The following is a 16,861-nucleotide window of genomic DNA, read 5'->3' as shown; positions in this document are numbered from 1 at the left end:
GATGGCCCCTTTTCGCAGGGGCCATCCCGTTTGAACAGTCCAGATCAGCCGAGAGCCTTGTGGCTCTCCAGAATGCTGTCGGCCCACATGGCATAGGAGCGGAAGCGGCGGTCGAGCAGGAGGCAGACCCTGGCGCCTTCCGTTGTGGTCGGCTGCAGGATGAGGCTCGACTGGGGGCCGCGTATCTCTTCCAGCCGGGCCAGAAGCTCTCCCATCCCGGCAATCAGTGCACCGTTCCAGCGAATGGAGGGTGACAGCCAGCCGCAGGGCAAAGTCCAGCGCCCGGGCGCCGAATGATGTTGCGCCAGAAGCCAGCCGGCAGGCTCTCCACCGGCACTGAGAAGCACCTGCGACACCTCACGGTCGAGCCCCTCCTGCCACAGCTGTGGATCGGCCCAGGCGGGCAGGGCCTGGCGGACGGTGAGCTGGCTCGTGGCGGCGGAAAGGCTTGCCTCTTCGCGTGCATCCAGGCTGGCCAGAGATTTCAGAACGAGCCCACGGCGCTCAAGATGGTGCATCAGCATTTCGTGCTGCGGCAGGGCGTCGTGCCGCTCACCCACGTGAAAGGCCATGCGAAGCCGCGCCTTGGCCGCAGGCAGCCAGCCGGAGGCGGTCAGCAGACTGGCGAAAGCCTCGCCCTGCGGCAGCCGCTCGGACCATAGGGTGGCAAGCCGGGTGCGCCCTTCCGCCTTCATTTTTGAGGCAAAGGCTTCCAGCAGGCGCAGGGCCAGATGCTGGCGGCGCAGAAGTGGCAGAACCATTACGGACAGAAGCTCCTGCTCGCCGGGCGCCATGCTGCTGCGCCGGGACAGAAGCAGTCCTGCGGGTATGTCGCCCAGCCACAGGCCGAGATGACAGTAACGGTCCTGCTCTGCGCCGCTCAGCCCTTCGCGCAGCGTTGCGGAAAGTCCCTGCGCGGTCAGCGGAGCAAAGCGGGGCAGGTCGTCGGGCCTGCAAGGTCTGATCTCAATCGGCTCCGTCAGATGCATCGATGGGGGCCTGGCTGGTGTCGGGGACATTCATGTGCTCACAGTGGTGTTGTACGGGCTCCGGAGCATTCAGTCTGCGCTGAATATGTACTCGCTCTCGAAGAGGTAGTCGGTGGAAGCCGCGTGGCTGCCAAAGTGCTTGTAGAGCATCTGCTCCATGCCGCCGGGCACATCGGCGGGCGGCTGGCAGATGAGAAGGGTGTCGGGGCCGGCCTCTTCCTCCAGCACCTGCAGCAGCCGTGCGACGCCGCCCAGAAGCCAGCCTTGCTGGACACGCTCGCGCACAACCCAGCCCTGCGGAATATACCAGCGCTGGAAGGCGGATTGCTGGACGCACACGAGCCAGCCTTGAACCGCGCCTGTCCCGTCAAACAGGATCTGGCTGAGGCCTGCCCCTTCGCCTTGCGCCCAGTATGCGGGGTTGGACCACTCCGGCGCACGTCCCTGCGCAATCAGATCCTGTCCCCCCTGCACAAGCTGCTGGCGTCTGGCATCATCCAGACTGTCAAGGCGGACGCAGCGCAGCCCCTTTGCCTCCAGCCGCGTCAGGATGCGGTCGCGCAGGGGAAAGCCTTTTGGCCAGTCACCAATGCGCCATGACATGCGGCGGCGCGAGACCTCGGGCTGGCCCCATCCGGAGGAGGCCAGCAGCCGGGCAAACTCGGCCGCGCGCGGCAGGCGGCTGGACCAGCGGGCATAGAGGCCCCGCCGCCCGCCCTTGTGCAGGGTCTGGCTCAGCCGCGCCAACAGCATCATCGCGATGCCCCGGCCACGCCACTTCGGTGCCACCATGATGGAGGAGAGCTCCTGCAGGCCGCCTTCGCCCGCACATGAGAGGACCAGTCCGGCGGGCTCATCGCCGATGTAGGCGGCAAGGCGCAGCACACGCATGTTCTCAGTGGGCGCGGCAAGCATCCACTGCAGGGCGCCTGCGGTCAGCGCGGCAAGGGCTGGTGCTTCTTCGGGTCTGGTTTCGCGGATCTGCGGCACCTGCGTGCCCTGATCCTGTGCTGTCATGGTGTCCATTCGGGCCTGCCGCCATATACCGGCCGCCCCGCGGCGGCCCGGCTTGTCTGCCTCCTTACTAGCGCAGGCGCGGCGGTTTGTTTTGGCACTTTTGAGGTCCAATCCGTCTCTGTGCCATCCGCCGCGCCTATAACAGCCATCAGATGATTTCTGCACTCTGGGCGCCTTCCGAGGGCCCTGAAGCCCGGCATGCAGGATGACTGGCTTGGCCCGCCGCACCGGCAGGCCCCTGATTGTCTTTCCAACGCAAAGGCGGAGTGAAAATGTCCCACGTTCCCGATCCCATGACGCAGGCCCGTCAGCACATCGAGCGCGCGCTGATCGAGAAGGCGCAGTCCGACGAGGCCTTCCGCAAGCTGTTGCTGCAGGACCCGCGCGCGGCGCTGAAGCAACTGATCGGCGTTGATCCGATCCCCGGTTTCAAGATCCGTGTTCTGGAAGAGGTGCCGGGCGAAGTGGTTCTGGTGCTGCCGCGTGCCATCGCGCAGGACGAGCTGCCAGATGAAATTCTGGACTACGCAGCAGGCGGCGCCGAGGGCAACCCCTGCCCTGATCCGCGGGGCGGCCAGCGCGGCACCATCGTCAAGATCATTCGTGATTCCGGCAATTGACGGAAGCTGTTCCTAAGTCAGTGACAGGGAGTGATGACCATGCAGGTTCTGGATCAAATCTCTGAGGTGAAAAGCCGGCTGCAGGCCATTGCCGCAGCCAGGGCTGATGAAGATGCGCCCTTCCGCGAGGCATTGAAGGCCGATCCGCAGGCGGCGCTTGGCAAGCTGCTCGGTGTAGACGGTTTCGGCGGGCTTTCGATCCGGGTGATCGAGGAGAAAGCCGGAGAAGCTGTCCTCGTGCTCCCGCCCGCAGTGGATGACGGGGCGCTTACCGATGATCAGCTGGCACGGGTTTCGGCTGGCGTGGGTGTCTCCGACAATCTGGTATCTTTGCTGACCGTGCTGAATTCTTTCATCCGCTTTCAGTCCGTACGCCCCTGAGGGGCAGCAGAACAGAAGGCGCCTGCCAGCCGGCGGGCGCCTTTCTCATGTCTGAGGTCAGTCAGTCGCCAGCAGGTAAGCAAAGTTGCCGGTGAGCCAGCTGTCCATCGCGTCCCAGGCGCTCTGCCGGACTTCGATGTCGCGGCCGCCGCGTGCGTGCAGTTGAACGAGGCCCAGCGTTTCGGCCTGCTCCATCAGCAGGCGGGCGTGGGTTCTGGAAATGCCGGCATGCTCGGAGATGGCTTCATAGCCCATCTGGATGCGGCTGCTGCCGGTTTGGGCTGCTTCATGCAGCAGCATCAAAAGTGTAAGATAGCCACCGTCCCGCTCTGCCAGCGCCGAGACGGAGCGGTGCTGCATCCGCATGCTGAAGTAATCCTGCAGCAGGGGGGCAAAGCCGCGGCGCCAGTTGCGATGGCCTGCCGTTGCCGGAGCGATGCTGCGCTCTGACCAGGCCGGTGCCATCGGGTCCGCATGCTGGTGCAGGCTGCCGTTTGCCCCGCTGCCCGTTTCGCCGGTATGGCTGAGGCGGGCCAGAAGCTGGCTTGCCGCCGCCGACTGGTCTCCCTGATCCGGCTGCAGGCACAGGGGGGACAGGTGCATCCCGGTGAAGAGCGCGTCAGCGGACCACATGCGGGCCGTGGGCATCAGGATGCTGATCCGCAGATCCTCCTCCGCCTTGCGCCGTTCGATGAAGCCATAGCGCTCGAAAATGGCCACCAGGGCCTCGATCCGGTTGCGGCTGGTCATGCCTGACGAGGAGAGGCGGGCCTGAAGTCGCCCGAGTGTCAGCCAGCTGTCCCTGTCTTCCGGGTTCTGCGCGGCGCTCAGGCACAGGATGGCCTGAAACACCATGAAGCGGCCTTCTTCCAGCATCAGCCGTGCCAGCAGATAGTCACCGCGGAAAAGGGACACGAGGTTCTGGACAACGGCGTCGCGGACAGGTGGCGTGATGGTCTGCTGTCCGGCGTTGAGGATCTCAAGGGCTGAAGCGTTCTGGGGCTCCGCACCCTCCCACAGGCATCCAGCCGTGGCACTGAGCGTGCCCGGAACAGGGTGCTTGAGAGGGGCTGCAGCATTCATCAGGTGATCTCCAGACCGGCTTTCGCTGGCGAGCCTCTTGCGCTTGGCAAAGGCTTCTACGATCGCACGTACTCTGTTCGATATTGATACCACGTAATTTGATGTGCTGAAGTAGTGGAATATCAATGGCCGTTGATGTTTCAAGTTCATGAAATATTATCATGTATGTATATTCTTATTATTGATGACATTCCTTTGATATCGAGTATTTTTTGTTTGTTTTTGCTTAATCACCAGATGATTTTTGACGCTCTTGAATAGTTCTCTTGTGTGGTTTTCGGTGTGTATTGTGTGTGGCCGGGATTGCCAGTGCCTCATCGTTGGTGCTGGATGCGGCTGGCGTTTTTTGGGTGCTTTCGGGGTTGCTCCGCCGCCGGGTGTTACGTGTTTGGGGAATGTGGGGCTGGTATGTGGCGTGTCGGGCGGCTTGGAGTGATGCGTAACGGGATTTCGCTCCCGCTTGCCGGGGTGAGGCGCGCAGGGGCCGTGGGGCTTCTGGGTGCCCTGCTGTCCGGCTGCGCGCTGGTCGGCAACCCGCTTGTGCCGGCCGATGACTTTTCTCCGGCGATGCCGTCCGCCTATATCCATCAGGACCCGCGCAGTGAGGCGTTGATGCGCGCGCCGGCTGCCGCGCCCGCGTTCTGGGCCGCCTTTGGCTCGCCGGAGCTTGCCGCGCTTGTTTCCCGTGCCGAGGAGGGGAGCAAGGATATTGCCGCCGCGATTGCCCGCGTCCGTCAGGCGGAATGGGGTGCGTTGCAGGCCGGTACGGGGCTTTTGCCGTCAGGTGCGCTGAGCGGGACAAGCACGACATTCCGGTCCTCAGCCACGGCGGCGGGGCTGGAAAGCGGGCGCCTGCCACAGCAGCAGCTGCGCCGCGCGGGTCTGTCCGCCTCCTGGGAACTGGACTTCTGGGGCAAGAATGCCGCGCTTTACTCCGCCGCCGCCCGCCGTGAGGAGGCAGGTGTCTTTGCGCTTGCCGCAACACGTCTGGCTGTGACGGCGGAAACGGCGCAGACCTATGTGACCGTGCTGTCCCTGCGTGACCGGCTGGCGATTGCGCGGCAGAACCTCACGCTTGCCCGCAAGGTGATGGACAGCATCCGCGAGCGGGTGGAGGCCGGGTCGGCCACACAGGTGACGCTGGCCCAGCAGGAAACCGTGGTGCGCCAGCAGGAGGCCGCGATCGTCAGCCTCAGAAGGTCGGCGTCGCAGGCGGAACTGTCGCTGGCGCTGCTCGTGGGCACCCGTCCGGGGAATGTCAGCCTTGGCAAGGGCGGGCTGAAGGGCCTTAAGCTGCCCCCGCTGACCGCCGGGCTGCCTTCGGATGTGCTGAGCCGCCGGCCGGATGTGCGTCAGGCCGAAGCGCAGATTCTGGCTGCCTCGCAGGATGTAGGTGCTGCCCGTGCGGCGATGCTGCCCAGCCTCAGTTTCTCGCTTCAGCGCGGCTTCGAGAGCTTGACCACGAGCACGCTGATTTCGCCTGCGTCCGGGGTTGCCAACTTCACCAGCCAGCTGACCCAGCCGCTCTTTGATGCGCCCCGGCTGGCGGCGCAGATGAAGGGGGCCGAGGCCCGGCGGGAAGAGCTGATCGCCACCTACGAGCAGGCGGTTCTCTCCTCGCTGTCCGATGTGGAGAAGGCGCTGGTGGCGCTGAACACGAGCGGGGAGGAACTGGCAATTGCCGGAAAGGCCGTGGATGCGGCGCGCCGGGCCTATGAGCTGACACAGGAGCAGCTCGAGGCAGGGCAAGTGGACATGACGACGGTGCTGAACACCCAGCGGGAATATTTCTCCGCCTCTGACAGTCTGGAACAGCTGCGCCTTGCGCGCTTCCAGGCCGCCATCGCGCTTTACCGGGCGCTGGGCGGGGGATGGTCGCCGGAAGATGCAAGGCTGCTGATGCAGCCGAAGGAAACGCCGTCCGCAAGCGGAACGAAGACCGTAGCCGCCGCAACTGCGGCTGCGGCGCAGTAAGAGAAGGCAGGGGCCATGTCATCGCAACCGAGCCCGGCGCCGCAGGACGGCGCGTCCAATCAGGCCATCCGGCTGTTCCGGCAGGCGGCGCTGGACCGGCTTTCCTCTCCCGAGCAGCTGGATCAGCTGATCTCGCTGACGCGCCCGCGTGACCTGCTGGCCATGCTGACGCTGTTTGCCCTCATTGCGCTGGCGATTGGCTGGTCCATTCTGGGGCGTGTGCCCGAACGGGTGAAAGGCTCCGGCATTCTGATCACCACGGGCGGGCGCGTTGTCGATGCGGTGGCGACCGGCGACGGCACGCTGACGGATATTCTGGTGGAGGTCGGCGGCGGCGTGCAGCAGGGGCAGGTGGTGGCACGGGTGATCCAGCCCGCCCTGCGCCAGCAGCTCGACAACATCAACGCGGTGATCGCGGAGCGCAAGGCGCTTCTGGAGGAACTGAAAGGGCAGGTGGCGGAGCGCACCCGTGCCGCCGATCAGACACAGACGGCCCGCGTCAACGCCCTGACCATGCGTGTCAGCGATGCGCAGGAGCGGGTGCGGGTGCTGGACGAGCAGGAAAAGCGCGATACGGCGCTGTTCGACCGCCGCCTGATTACATGGCAGCAGCTGCTGGAAACCCGCAGGGCGTTGGCCGAAGCGCGGCAGAGCGAACTGGAAGCGCGCAGTCAGATCTCGCAGGTGGAAAGTGACGCCATCGTGCAGCGCAATTCCAACGACCGGGATATCCGCTCCTCCGAGGAACGGCTGGCTGATGCCGAGCGGCAGAAGGCCGAACTGGAAATCCAGCTGCGCCAGCAGGAAACCATCACCAGCCCGGCAAATGGCCGCGTGGTGGAGTGGAAGGCCGTGCCCGGCACCCGCATCGCGCCGGGGCAGGCGCTGCTGAGCATCGAGAGCGGGGCGGCCGGGCTGGAGCTGCTGCTGTACCTTCCGCCCAATGATGGCAAGCGCGTGGTCGCCGGCATGCCGGTGCAGATTGCACCCTCCACGGTTCGGCGCGAGGAATATGGCATGATGGAAGGCACGGTGGCGGCGGTTTCCGACTTCCCCACCACGGCCCAGGCGATGCAGGCCATCCTGCGCAATGACCAGCTGGTGCAGAGCTTCTCTTCCAAGGGCGCGCCCTTTGCCGCTCGTGTGCTGCTGACGCCGGACGCCAATACGCCGAGCGGCTTTGCCTGGAGCGGCGGCTCCGGGCCTGAGCAGCAGTTCAGCAGCGGCTCGTTGGCCGAAGCGGAAGTGACCGTCGCCTGGCGGCGCCCGATCAGCTACGTCATTCCCTGGCTGCGCAAGGTCTCGGGGCTGGCAGGGTGAGCGGCCGCATGAGCACGGACACGCCCCCCAAACCCGCAAAGCGCCGCCGCAAGGCCACGCCGTCCATCCTGCAGATGGAGGCGGTGGAATGCGGTGCGGCCAGCCTTGCCATGATCCTCGCCCATCACGGGGCCTGGATTCCGCTGGAACAGTTGCGCGTTGCCTGCGGCGTTTCGCGCGATGGCTCCAAGGCCAGCAGCCTGCTGAAGGCTGCCCGGCAATATGGCTTCACCGCCAAGGGTTTCCGCAAGGAGCCGGAGGCGCTGACCGATCTGCCCTGGCCTGCCATCCTGCACTGGAACTTCAACCACTATGTGGTTTTCGAGGGCATGACGGAGACCCATGCCTATATTAACGATCCGGCGCTGGGGCCGCGTGTCATCACCCGTGAGGAGCTGAGCGAAGCCTTCACTGGTGTGGTGCTGACCTTCGAAAAGACGGATGCCTTCCGCAGGACGCGCAAGCCCGAGGGGCTGCTGTCCGCCTTCCGCGTGCGTGTTTCATCGTCCCATGGGGCGCTGTGGCTGATCGGGCTTCTGAGCCTTGCGCTTGTCATTCCCGGCGTGGTGCTGCCGGTCTTCGCCAAGATCTTTGTCGATGGCATCCTGATGCAGCAGCAGGAGCATCTGACGCGTCCGCTGCTGATTGCACTGGGTCTGACGGCCCTGATCAAGACCGGCCTCACATGGCTGCGCTCGTCGCTGATCCTGAGATTGCGCACCAAGCTGACGATCTCCGGCGCGGGCGCCTTCGTCTGGCGTGTGCTGCATCTGCCTATGTCCTTCTTCTCCCAGCGCAGTGCCGGTGAGATTGCCTCCCGCGTCGAGGCAAGCGAGCGGGTGGCGGAGGTCATCTCCGCCGACATGGCCAATGCGGTGCTGAACTGGGGCACGCTGGCCTTCTTTGCCGTGGTGCTGGTCAGCTATGATCCGGTGTTAGGTGCGCTGACCATTGCCCTCAGCCTGCCGAACCTCGTGGTGCTGCGCGTGGTGCAGGAGCGGCTGAAGCAATCCTCCATTCGTCTTGCCGTGGAGCACGGCAAGCTAGGCGGCACCACGGTCGGCCTCATCTACAACATTGAGACCATCAAGGCTTCGGGCCTTGAAACCTCCTCCTTCGGGCGCTGGGCAGGCATTCATGCAAGGCTGCTCAATGCGGTGCAGGAATCGGGCTCGCGGGCGCTGATCACCTCGCTGGCCCCGGCGCTGCTCACCGGCCTGGTGGATGTGGCCATTCTGGGTGCTGGCGCCTTCCGCGTGATGCAGGGCGCGATGACGCTGGGCGATCTCGTGGCCTTCCAGCTTCTGGCTGCCAGCTTCTCCGCGCCGCTTGTCAGCCTCGTGGCCTTGTCGCCGAAGCTTGCCAACATCCGCGCCGATCTCAACCGCGTCGATGACGCCATGCGCAACCAGCCCGATCCGCTGACGCAGAGCCCGGCTGGTGGCGCTTCCCGGCTGATGAGCGGCGCCCTGGAAGTGGATGCCATCCGCTATGGCTACAATCCGCTGGATGAGCCGCTGTTCGAGCGCATTTCCCTGTCCGCCCGTCCGGGCGAGCGCATCGCCCTTGTCGGCCGCTCGGGCTGCGGCAAGTCCACGCTGGGGCGGCTGATCTGCGGGCTCGTGGCGCCCTGGAAAGGGGAAATCCGCCTTGATGGCGTGCCGCTTTCCCAAATGGACCAGTTTCAGCGTGCGGCGAACATTGCCTATGTGGATCAGGACATCTTCCTCTTTGAAGGCACCGTGCGCGAGAACCTGACGCTGTGGAACCCGGATGTGCCCGATGATGCCATCACCCGGGCGCTGGAAGATGCTGCGATCCTTGATGACATCGTGTCGCGCCCCGGCGAACTCGACGCTCATGTGGAGGAAGGCGGGCGCAACTTCTCCGGCGGCCAGCGCCAGCGGCTGGAACTGGCCCGCGCCCTTGTCGGCGACCCAGCCATTCTTGTGCTGGATGAAGCCACCGCCGCCCTCGATCCGCAGACGGAAAAGGCCATCGATGACAACCTGCGCCGCCGTGGCTGCACCTGCATCATCATCGCCCACCGGCTCAGCACCGTGCGCGATTGCTCGGAGATCATCGTGATGGAGCGGGGCGAAATCGTCGAGCGCGGCACCCATGACAGCCTGATGGCCGCCAATGGTGCCTACGCGGATCTCATCCAGACGGGGGCGCAGTGAGGCGGACATGACACAAGGCTCCCATCCCGCTCTGACTTCTGGCGCTTACTTGCCTTCCGGCAGTGCCCATCCGCATGTGCTCGATGACCCGGCACAGTGGATCATCATCGAGCGCGGCTATCTCGATGTGTTCGCCGTCTTCGGCGCGCCGCTGGAAGGCCGCCGGCTATTTCTTTTCCGGCTGGAACAAGCGGCGCTCGCACGCGGCATTGCGGCAGCCGCTCTGGACGATGGCCGCAGCCTGGCCCTTGTTGGCGTTGGTGGTGCGGACAGCGCTTTGCGCCGCTGCGCCCCCGGCGAGCCGGTGGCTGCAGAGGCCGTGCAGCGCTGGCAGGACATGCTGACCCAGGCCGCGGACTTGCCGCCGGTGCCCGAAGATGCTGCGGAAGGCAGTGAACGCAGCGACGCCGTGCTGCTGCTCGCACTGGCCAACAGCCTTGCAGAGCGCGAAGCCTTGCGCAGCCAGCACGACTGGCGCAGCGAAAGGCGCAAGCTGGGTGAAGCGCGCAAGACGCAGGCTCTTTCCGAACTCGCCTCTGCTGCCGCCGGACATACAATCGAAGCGGCCGTTACTCCGGCCGCTGCCGAAGACCCTGACCCGCTGCGCTCCAGCCTGTTGCGTATCTTTGGTGCCTTGAAGGTTGCGCCGAAGCTGGAGGCCTTCGAGACGCCGGGCGGGCTTGAGGAGGGGCGCAGCCGCCTCGACATCATCGTGTCGCGCCATCAGATGACCCGGCGCACAGTGCTGCTGCGGCCCGGCTGGACGCTGCTGCCCGGCCTGCCGCTGATCGGCTTCATGGGCGAAGAGCGCCGCCCCGTGGCGCTGTTGTTCCGCAAGGGGCGCTGGCATGTGCATGACGGCCCGCGTGTGACGCCGATTGCCAGCGACGGCACGGAAGGCAGCGGCACCACCGGCCTTGCGGCGGACGCGGTGCAGATCTATCCCGCGCTGCCCGCCAGCTCCCTGCGCTTCCGCGACCTCTTTGCCTTCGGCTTTGCCAGCCTTGCGGCAGACCGGTGGCGGCTGGTCTTGCTGATGCTGGCCGCCGCCATTCTGGCAACACTGGTGCCCTATGGCTCGCGCTTCCTTGTCAGCGACGCGATCCCCTATGCCAATCTCAACCTCACCTGGGTGATCATCGGCGGGCTTCTGGCCGCAGCGCTGGCCCGGGCGGTGTTTGATGCGGGCAAGGGGCTGACCATGCTGCGCTCCGAACTGGGCTTTGAAAGCCGGCTGCAACCGGCGATGCTGCTGCGTCTGCTGCGGCTGCCGCCCGCCTTCTTCCGCCGCTATGCGGTGGGTGACATTTCCGACCGTGTGCTCGGCATTCAGGCCGCGCGTGAGGTGATCACCTCCAGCTTTACGAGTGCGGCAGCGAGCAGCGTGTTCTCCATCATCAGCCTCGTGCCCATCCTCACGGTGGATGCAAGGCTGGCGCTGATCGTGCTGCTGCTGGCGGTGTTCATCGGGCTCATCAATGTGGCGATCAGCTACCGTGCGCTCGTTCACGAGCGCCAGCGCATGGCGCTGAAGGGGCGGATCGAAAGCTTCGTGGTGCAGATGCTGATGGGCGTCACCAAGCTCAAGGCCTCTGCCAGCGAGGCGATGGGCTTTGGCCGCTGGTCGGGCCTTTTCGCGCAGAACATGCGCCATGCGGTGAAGGCCGGGCGCTGGACCAATCTGCAGGGCGCAGCCGATGCCCTCCTGCCGCAACTCGCCACCATCGTGCTCTATGCGATGATCCTCTATTTCCTGAAGGCGGACATGGAGAAGGCGGCGAGCGGCGGTGATGCAGGCAAAGGCTTCTCGCTGGCCGATTTCATCACTGTCTCGACGGCCTTTGCCCAGGTGCTTGGCGGCATTTCGGCGCTGGCCGGGGCGCTGATCCAGTCGCTTTCTGCCGTGCCGCTGATCGAGCGTGCCGGGCCGATCATCGAGGCCGTGCCGGATGCTCCGCCGCCGGAAAGCCGCCCGGTGAAACTGTCCGGTGCCATCGACATCCGCAATGTCTCCTTCCGCTATTCGGAGAAAGCCCCGCTGGCGCTCAACGAGCTGAGTGTGCGCATTGGCAAGGGCGAGTTCGTTGCCATCGTCGGGGCATCGGGCTCCGGCAAGTCCACGCTCTTGCGGCTGCTGCTGGGCTTCGACCGGCCGGAGCTGGGCGACATTTTCTTCGATGGCCATTCCCTCAGCCGGCTGGATCTGGCGCAGGTGCGCCGCCAGATCGGCGTGGTGCTGCAGCATGGCCGCATCATGGCCGGCAGCATCCATGACAACATCGCCGGCGAAAGCGGCCTTGGCATGGATGCTTCGCTGGAGGCCGCGAAGATGGTTGGTCTCGACAAGGACATCGAGCAGATGCCCATGGGCCTGCACACGGTAATGCTGGACGGCGGCGGCACGCTGTCGGGCGGTCAGCGCCAGCGCATTCTTCTGGCGCGGGCGCTGATCAGCAAGCCGGCCGTGCTGTTCCTCGATGAGGCGACAAGCGCCCTCGACAACCGCACTCAGGCCATTGTCACCGAAACCCTGCAGCGGCTGCCGGTGACAAGGCTCGTCATTGCCCACCGGCTCAGCACCATCGAAAGCGTCGACCGCATCATCATGCTCGACAAGGGACGGGTGGTGGAGACCGGCAGCTACGCCGAACTCATGGCACTCAATGGACATTTTGCGGCGCATGCCCGCCGCCAGCTGGTTTGAACTGAGGACGGATTTTCATGCGCAAGGTTCTTTACATACTGGGTCAGCTGGATGACGCGGACATCGCCTGGATGGCCCAGACCGGCGAGCGCCGGACCGTGGCTGCGGGCGCTGTGCTCATTCAGGAAGGCCGCGCCACGGCGGATCTCTTCATCGTGCTGGACGGGCAGGTGGATGTGCAGGTGACCGGTGTCGGCACCGTCGCCAGCCTGTCGAGCGGCGAAATCCTCGGCGAAATGTCCTTCGTCGACAAGGCGCCGCCCTCGGCCACCGTCGTGGCCGCCCGCGATACCCGCGTTCTGGCACTGGAAAAGCGCCGCATCGAGCAGCGGCTGGAGGAGAACGCGGCCTTCGCCGCCCGCTTCTACAAGGCGCTGGCCGTGTTTCTGGCCGACCGCCTGCGCACCACGACCCTGCGCGGCAAGGGGGGCGGCAGCCAGGCCGAGGACGAGCTGGATGACATGGTGCTGGATGGCGTCTCCATGGCCGGGCTCCGCTTCCAGCACCTTCTCGAAATCCTGAATGGCGGCAACGGCTGACATCAAGCCTTTGGCACCATCAGGCAAAAGGCCGTGCAGAGGTGGGTCTGCACGGCCTTTTTGTTGTCTGGACTGATGTTGAAAGGGGGGCAGGCTTTCCGTTTGATTGCGTGCGGGACAGCAGCCTTGCAAGCTTTGAACTGTAAAGCCTCTCTAACAGGTCCCGGCACGAAGGCCGGGACGGCGCGGAGAATGTGACTGGTTTGGAAACCAACGGACGCAGTTATAAAGCTCTGCCAGAACATCCCCACCACGCTGTCCCGGCCTCCGTGCCGGGACCTGTCAGGGACTAGCTGCCTTCTAGTTTTCCGGGTCTCACCCTTTCCAATATCCTGCTCTTTGGAGACCTGATGCAGGTTGTTTGGTTTGGCCTATCAAAATCAAGGGAGTCCAATTTAGATAACGGCGGCCTGCTCACCTGCCGCGCCGCCCGTTTTTGCCATCAGTCAGGCCTATGTCTTGCTGCAGGTGCTCCGGCAAGGCATCCTTGCGGGGAACCCAGACCCTGTGCTGGTCCTCCAGTCTTGCGGATGTGGCGGCTTCCTGCGCGGAAGAGGCCGCCAGAAGCTTGAGAACAAGACGGAAAATCAGGTTTCCTGCGCTGCCTTGGAGCGTCATTTCGTTTCATGTCCCGGTTGAAGTTGCCCGCACCATATGTTTGATGCATTGTTCCGATCCAATCAAAGCTCGCGCAGGAATCATAAGGACAGCTTGTGTCAGACTTGCCTCCTCTGGCGGCGCTCCGCGTTTTTGAGGCCGCCGCCCGCCATTGCAACTTCACCCGGGCCGCCGAAGAGCTGGGGATGACACAGGCCGCCGTCAGCTATCAGATCAAGCTGCTGGAGGAGCGTTCCGGCGGGCCGCTGTTCCTGAGGAAGGCCCGTCAGGTGGAACTGACCGAGCTGGGCCGCCGTCTCGCCGGGCCTGTGACGGAAGCTTTCGATCTCATCCGGGGAACGTTTTCCAGCGTCCGGCAGGAAGCGCAGGGCGTGCTGGTGATCAACTGCGGCCCCACCTTTGCGGCCCGCTGGCTGGCCCAGCGGATCGGCACCTTTCAGCTGCAGCATCCTGAGCTCGCCGTGCGGTTTGATGTGTCAAACCACCAGGTGGACTTCGCCCGCGAGGCGGTGGATGTGACCATCCGTGCGGGGCTTGGCAACTGGCCGGGTCTGGCGGCGCATCTGATCAAGCCCGCACCTTTCACGCCCATGCTCAGCCCGCGCCTTGCCGCCTCCATCGGCGGTGTCCGGGAACCGGCAGACCTTCTGAAGCTGAAGATCATCGACCCGAGCGATCCCTGGTGGCAGGTCTGGTTCAAGGCTGCCGGGTATGATGCGGTGGCACTCGATGCCCGTTCGCGCTCGCAGATGGGCGCGCAGGTGCTGGAGGCGCAGGCGGCGGTGGCCGGGCAGGGAGTGGCCATTCTCACACCGGATTTCTACCGGGAAGAGCTGGAGCGCGGCCTGCTGATTCAGCCGTTTGATCTGGTGGCCAGCAATGGTGAGGGCTATTGGCTGGTCTATCCGGAAGGCCGCAGGAACAACCGTAAGATCCGCGCCTTCCGGGAGTGGATTGTCAAGGTCGCGGGGGAAGCGTGACCGGAACAGCGTCTCCGGTCACGCCCCGGCTCATCAATGGCTGCGGGTGGCTCCGCCATCCACACGGATCAGCGAGCCGGTGACATAGGACGCCCGCTCCGAGGCAAGGAAGGCGACCATGGCGGCAAACTCGTCCGGACGGCCGTAGCGGCCAACCGGAATGGCTTCCGCCGAGGCGCGCGCCACCTCTTCCACGGGCTGGCCGGTGCGCTTGGCTGCGGCTGCATCCAGTTCCTCCAGGCGCGTCGTCAGAATGCGGCCCGGCAGCACCACGTTGACGGTCACCCCGTCCCGGGCAACTTCGGCAGCCAGCGTCTTCGACCAGCCGGTGACGGCAGCGCGGATGCCGTTGGACAGGGCAAGGTTCGGGATCGGCTGTTCAACACCGGACGAGGCAATTGTGATGACGCGGCCCCAGCCCTTCTTCTGCATCTGCGGCACAAGGCGGCCCGACAGATGGAAGAGGTTCGCTGCCATCGCCTCGAAGTGCTGGATCCACAGGCTGCGGTCCATGGTCAGAGCCGGGCCGGGGGGAGGGCCGCCAATGTTGTTGACGAGAATATCCACCCCGCCTTCCGCCAGCAGCTTGTCCAGCGCCGCGTCAATGGCGGAGAGATCGGTGAGGTCCAGCTTCAGCGGCGTAACCTGCGCGCCGGGAATTGCACCGGCCCAGGCTTCGATGGCCTCGCTGGTGCGGGCCGCGGCGATCACATGTGCGCCTTCCCGGGCGAGTTCCTCGGCAATCGCCCGGCCAAGGCCGCGGCTTGCACCCAATACGAGGGCGCGCTTGCCCTTCAGTCCAAGATCCATCAGTTCAACTCCTTCAGACGCTTCTCAAGGCGGGTCATCAGCCGGTCCACTTCCGCGCGGGACAGGGGATCGAGCGGCGCACCGGGTTTGCGCAGGGCAGGGCTTGCGAGAATGCCGCGCCGGTACATGATGTATTTGCGGATGGCGAGACCGGCGCCGGGCTGCTGTTCCATCCGGGCCAGCGGCAGATAGGCATCGAACAGATCCCGCGCCCGCTCCATATCGCCCTTGCGGTGGTTTTCAACGACGCCCGCCATCATTTCCGGATAGGCAAAGCCGGTCATGGCGCCATCGGCGCCCCGTTCCATTTCTTCCGGCAGGAAGACGCCGCCATTGCCGCACAGGATGGAGATGCGCCGGTTCAGCGTGCCCTTCTTGCGCAGGGCGGTGATCTTGGCCAGCCCCGGCCAGTCCTCATGTTTCAGACAGACGGCGGTGGGCAGGGCATTGAAGATGCGGGCGAGCGCCGGAACGGAGATCTGCACGCCCGTCACAAGCGGGAAGTCCTGCAGCACGAAGGGCGTGTCACCCAGGAACTCGGCCACCTGCATATAATAGGTGACGATCTGGTCGTCGGTGCGCAGGGAGCCGGGAGGGGCAACCATGACACCGGCCGCGCCCATATCCATGACGCGTGCCGTCAGATCCTGCATCTGCGCAAAGCCGGGGGCGGAGACGCCCACAATGATGGGCACCTTGCCCTCTACCCGCTTCAATATATGGCGCACGAGGGTGGCAGACTCTTCAGACGTCAGCTTGGGCGCTTCCCCCATGATACCCAGCAGCGTCAGGCCCGTGGCGCCTGCCTTGAGATAATGATCGACCATGCGGTCGCAGCTGCCGAAGTCAATGTCACCCGTTTCGGTGAACGGCGTGGCGGCGATCACATAGACCCCGCTGGCCGCTTCTGTCAGTCGTGTCATTGGTGTTTCCCGTGATGCTGGCCGCCTCGCGGCCGGTGGAAAGGCAGACTGCATTTTCCAGCTTCAGATGTCAGCAGAAACCGTTGAAACGGAGCAGACGGGCAGGGCTTAACAGAAGGTTTATGCAGCAGGATCAGAAGGTTCGGTTCAGAGCGGGCTGCCTGCAAAGTTTTTTGTCCGGGCCTGTTGAAAACTCTGGAAGGGCTTGCAGCCGCAGAATTCTGCGGGGTTCAAGGGGGTGGCGGGTGAGGTTGTCCACATGGGGCCATCCAAAATTCACGTGACCGGCAAAAAATCGTCACGAAAGCGATTGACCGGTCCGGTGGGTCTGCGTATAAGCCTGTTCATCGACGGCGGCAACGTCGCTGGCGGCGGGGACGCTGTTCCCGAGACTTCCCGACAGGGTGGCTTTGGTGGCCGGATGAGAGTTCGGCGGCGGGTTTCTGTTGGGTGATGAACGCTTAGGTGTTCAGTTCTTTGACAATTTGGAATTGAAGGAAGGGAAACGCGGCCGGCGTTGACTTTGCGCTTCGGCGGACCTGGAGACGGGTTTGCTAAGAAGCAAGGGTTACGGACAGGTACGTTTCTTTTTCGGAAAGAAGCAAGGAAGACACATTTTGGTCGTGAGATTGAAATGGTCTCTGTCGAGTTTCATGCGCTGAGAAGTGTGTGAGAACTTTGAGTGCTTTATGCAGCGATTGAGAATTGGTGCCTGTGATT

Annotated in this window: 13 protein-coding genes; 8 read left to right on the top strand and 5 right to left on the bottom strand. The window is 64.5% G+C overall.

Translation table 11 applies throughout. From position 1 onward, the window contains the following. Positions 1 to 44: 44 nt before the first annotated feature. Positions 45 to 1,019, bottom strand: coding sequence for a GNAT family N-acetyltransferase (locus tag H163_RS0112880; protein ID WP_147290455.1), 975 nt, complete (start codon positions 1,017 to 1,019; stop codon positions 45 to 47). A gap of 39 nt (positions 1,020 to 1,058) precedes the next feature. Beyond that, a complete protein-coding gene (locus H163_RS0112875; protein WP_019965001.1) occupies positions 1,059 to 2,015 on the bottom strand; it encodes a GNAT family N-acetyltransferase in 957 nt (318 codons plus the stop codon). A 263-nt stretch (positions 2,016 to 2,278) separates the two neighbouring features. Here H163_RS0112875 and H163_RS22775 point away from each other — a divergent pair, with 263 nt between their 5' ends. After that, a complete protein-coding gene (locus H163_RS22775; RefSeq protein ID WP_019965000.1) occupies positions 2,279 to 2,626 on the top strand; it encodes an NHLP leader peptide family RiPP precursor in 348 nt (115 codons plus the stop codon). Between the two features lie 39 nt (positions 2,627 to 2,665). Then, positions 2,666 to 3,007 carry an NHLP leader peptide family natural product precursor gene (locus H163_RS22770; RefSeq protein ID WP_147290454.1) on the top strand — a complete coding sequence of 114 codons (342 nt, stop codon included), beginning with the start codon at positions 2,666 to 2,668 and terminating at the stop codon, positions 3,005 to 3,007. A gap of 57 nt (positions 3,008 to 3,064) precedes the next feature. On the opposite strand, the gene H163_RS0112860 is transcribed toward H163_RS22770, so the two are convergent. Then, entirely contained in the window at positions 3,065 to 4,090 is a 1,026-nt protein-coding gene (locus tag H163_RS0112860) for a hypothetical protein (protein WP_019964998.1), read from the bottom strand. Positions 4,091 to 4,525: 435 nt separating this feature from the next. On the opposite strand from H163_RS0112860, the gene H163_RS22765 reads away from it, so the two are divergent. The 6 genes from H163_RS22765 (at position 4,526) to H163_RS0112825 (ending at position 14,408) form a co-directional block, all read left to right on the top strand. Next, positions 4,526 to 6,064, top strand: coding sequence for an efflux transporter outer membrane subunit (locus H163_RS22765; protein WP_160118277.1), 1,539 nt, complete (start codon positions 4,526 to 4,528; stop codon positions 6,062 to 6,064). A 15-nt stretch (positions 6,065 to 6,079) separates the two neighbouring features. After that, positions 6,080 to 7,384 (top strand): NHLP bacteriocin system secretion protein, encoded by a 1,305-nt coding sequence (locus H163_RS0112850; RefSeq protein WP_019964996.1) that lies wholly within the window; start codon positions 6,080 to 6,082, stop codon positions 7,382 to 7,384. A gap of 8 nt (positions 7,385 to 7,392) precedes the next feature. Further along, positions 7,393 to 9,567: an NHLP family bacteriocin export ABC transporter peptidase/permease/ATPase subunit gene (locus H163_RS0112845; RefSeq protein WP_040678854.1), complete on the top strand. Its 2,175-nt coding sequence runs from the start codon at positions 7,393 to 7,395 to the stop codon at positions 9,565 to 9,567. Positions 9,568 to 9,574: 7 nt separating this feature from the next. After that, on the top strand, positions 9,575 to 12,271 hold the full coding sequence (locus tag H163_RS22760) for an ATP-binding cassette domain-containing protein (protein WP_051105387.1): 2,697 nt from the start codon (positions 9,575 to 9,577) through the stop codon (positions 12,269 to 12,271). A 17-nt stretch (positions 12,272 to 12,288) separates the two neighbouring features. Beyond that, the gene (locus H163_RS0112835) at positions 12,289 to 12,810 is read left to right on the top strand and encodes a cyclic nucleotide-binding domain-containing protein (RefSeq protein WP_019964993.1); all 522 of its coding nucleotides are present in this window, start codon (positions 12,289 to 12,291) and stop codon (positions 12,808 to 12,810) included. 722 nt (positions 12,811 to 13,532) lie between these two features. Beyond that, positions 13,533 to 14,408 carry a LysR substrate-binding domain-containing protein gene (locus H163_RS0112825; protein WP_019964991.1) on the top strand — a complete coding sequence of 292 codons (876 nt, stop codon included), beginning with the start codon at positions 13,533 to 13,535 and terminating at the stop codon, positions 14,406 to 14,408. Between the two features lie 33 nt (positions 14,409 to 14,441). Here the strand turns inward: H163_RS0112825 and H163_RS0112820 are convergent, their stop codons facing one another. Together H163_RS0112820 and H163_RS0112815 are read right to left on the bottom strand one after the other, a co-directional pair. Further along, entirely contained in the window at positions 14,442 to 15,218 is a 777-nt protein-coding gene (locus H163_RS0112820) for an SDR family oxidoreductase (RefSeq protein WP_019964990.1), read from the bottom strand. Beyond that, the gene (locus tag H163_RS0112815; RefSeq protein ID WP_019964989.1) at positions 15,218 to 16,141 is read right to left on the bottom strand and encodes a dihydrodipicolinate synthase family protein; all 924 of its coding nucleotides are present in this window, start codon (positions 16,139 to 16,141) and stop codon (positions 15,218 to 15,220) included. The genes H163_RS0112820 and H163_RS0112815 overlap by 1 nt, the downstream gene beginning before the upstream one ends. Between the last annotated feature and the right edge of the window lie 720 nt (positions 16,142 to 16,861).

The organism is Pannonibacter phragmitetus DSM 14782 (assembly GCF_000382365.1).
GTDB lineage: Bacteria > Pseudomonadota > Alphaproteobacteria > Rhizobiales > Stappiaceae > Pannonibacter > Pannonibacter phragmitetus.
The sequence above is the reverse complement of the archived record's forward strand: the minus strand, read 5'-3'. Positions and strand labels throughout refer to the sequence as shown.

Bases quoted from the DNA above. Each gene is read 5' to 3' on its own strand.
- H163_RS0112845 (WP_040678854.1), top strand. From the start codon at position 7,393: ATGAGCACGGACACGCCCCCCAAACCCGCAAAGCGCCGCCGCAAGGCC.
- H163_RS0112875 (WP_019965001.1), bottom strand. From the start codon at position 2,015: ATGGACACCATGACAGCACAGGATCAGGGCACGCAGGTGCCGCAGATC.
- H163_RS0112850 (WP_019964996.1), top strand. From the start codon at position 6,080: ATGTCATCGCAACCGAGCCCGGCGCCGCAGGACGGCGCGTCCAATCAG.
- H163_RS0112880 (WP_147290455.1), bottom strand. From the start codon at position 1,019: ATGTCCCCGACACCAGCCAGGCCCCCATCGATGCATCTGACGGAGCCG.
- H163_RS0112835 (WP_019964993.1), top strand. From the start codon at position 12,289: ATGCGCAAGGTTCTTTACATACTGGGTCAGCTGGATGACGCGGACATC.
- H163_RS0112820 (WP_019964990.1), bottom strand. From the start codon at position 15,218: ATGGATCTTGGACTGAAGGGCAAGCGCGCCCTCGTATTGGGTGCAAGC.
- H163_RS0112815 (WP_019964989.1), bottom strand. From the start codon at position 16,141: ATGACACGACTGACAGAAGCGGCCAGCGGGGTCTATGTGATCGCCGCC.
- H163_RS22770 (WP_147290454.1), top strand. From the start codon at position 2,666: ATGCAGGTTCTGGATCAAATCTCTGAGGTGAAAAGCCGGCTGCAGGCC.
- H163_RS22760 (WP_051105387.1), top strand. From the start codon at position 9,575: ATGACACAAGGCTCCCATCCCGCTCTGACTTCTGGCGCTTACTTGCCT.
- H163_RS22765 (WP_160118277.1), top strand. From the start codon at position 4,526: ATGCGTAACGGGATTTCGCTCCCGCTTGCCGGGGTGAGGCGCGCAGGG.
- H163_RS22775 (WP_019965000.1), top strand. From the start codon at position 2,279: ATGTCCCACGTTCCCGATCCCATGACGCAGGCCCGTCAGCACATCGAG.
- H163_RS0112860 (WP_019964998.1), bottom strand. From the start codon at position 4,090: ATGAATGCTGCAGCCCCTCTCAAGCACCCTGTTCCGGGCACGCTCAGT.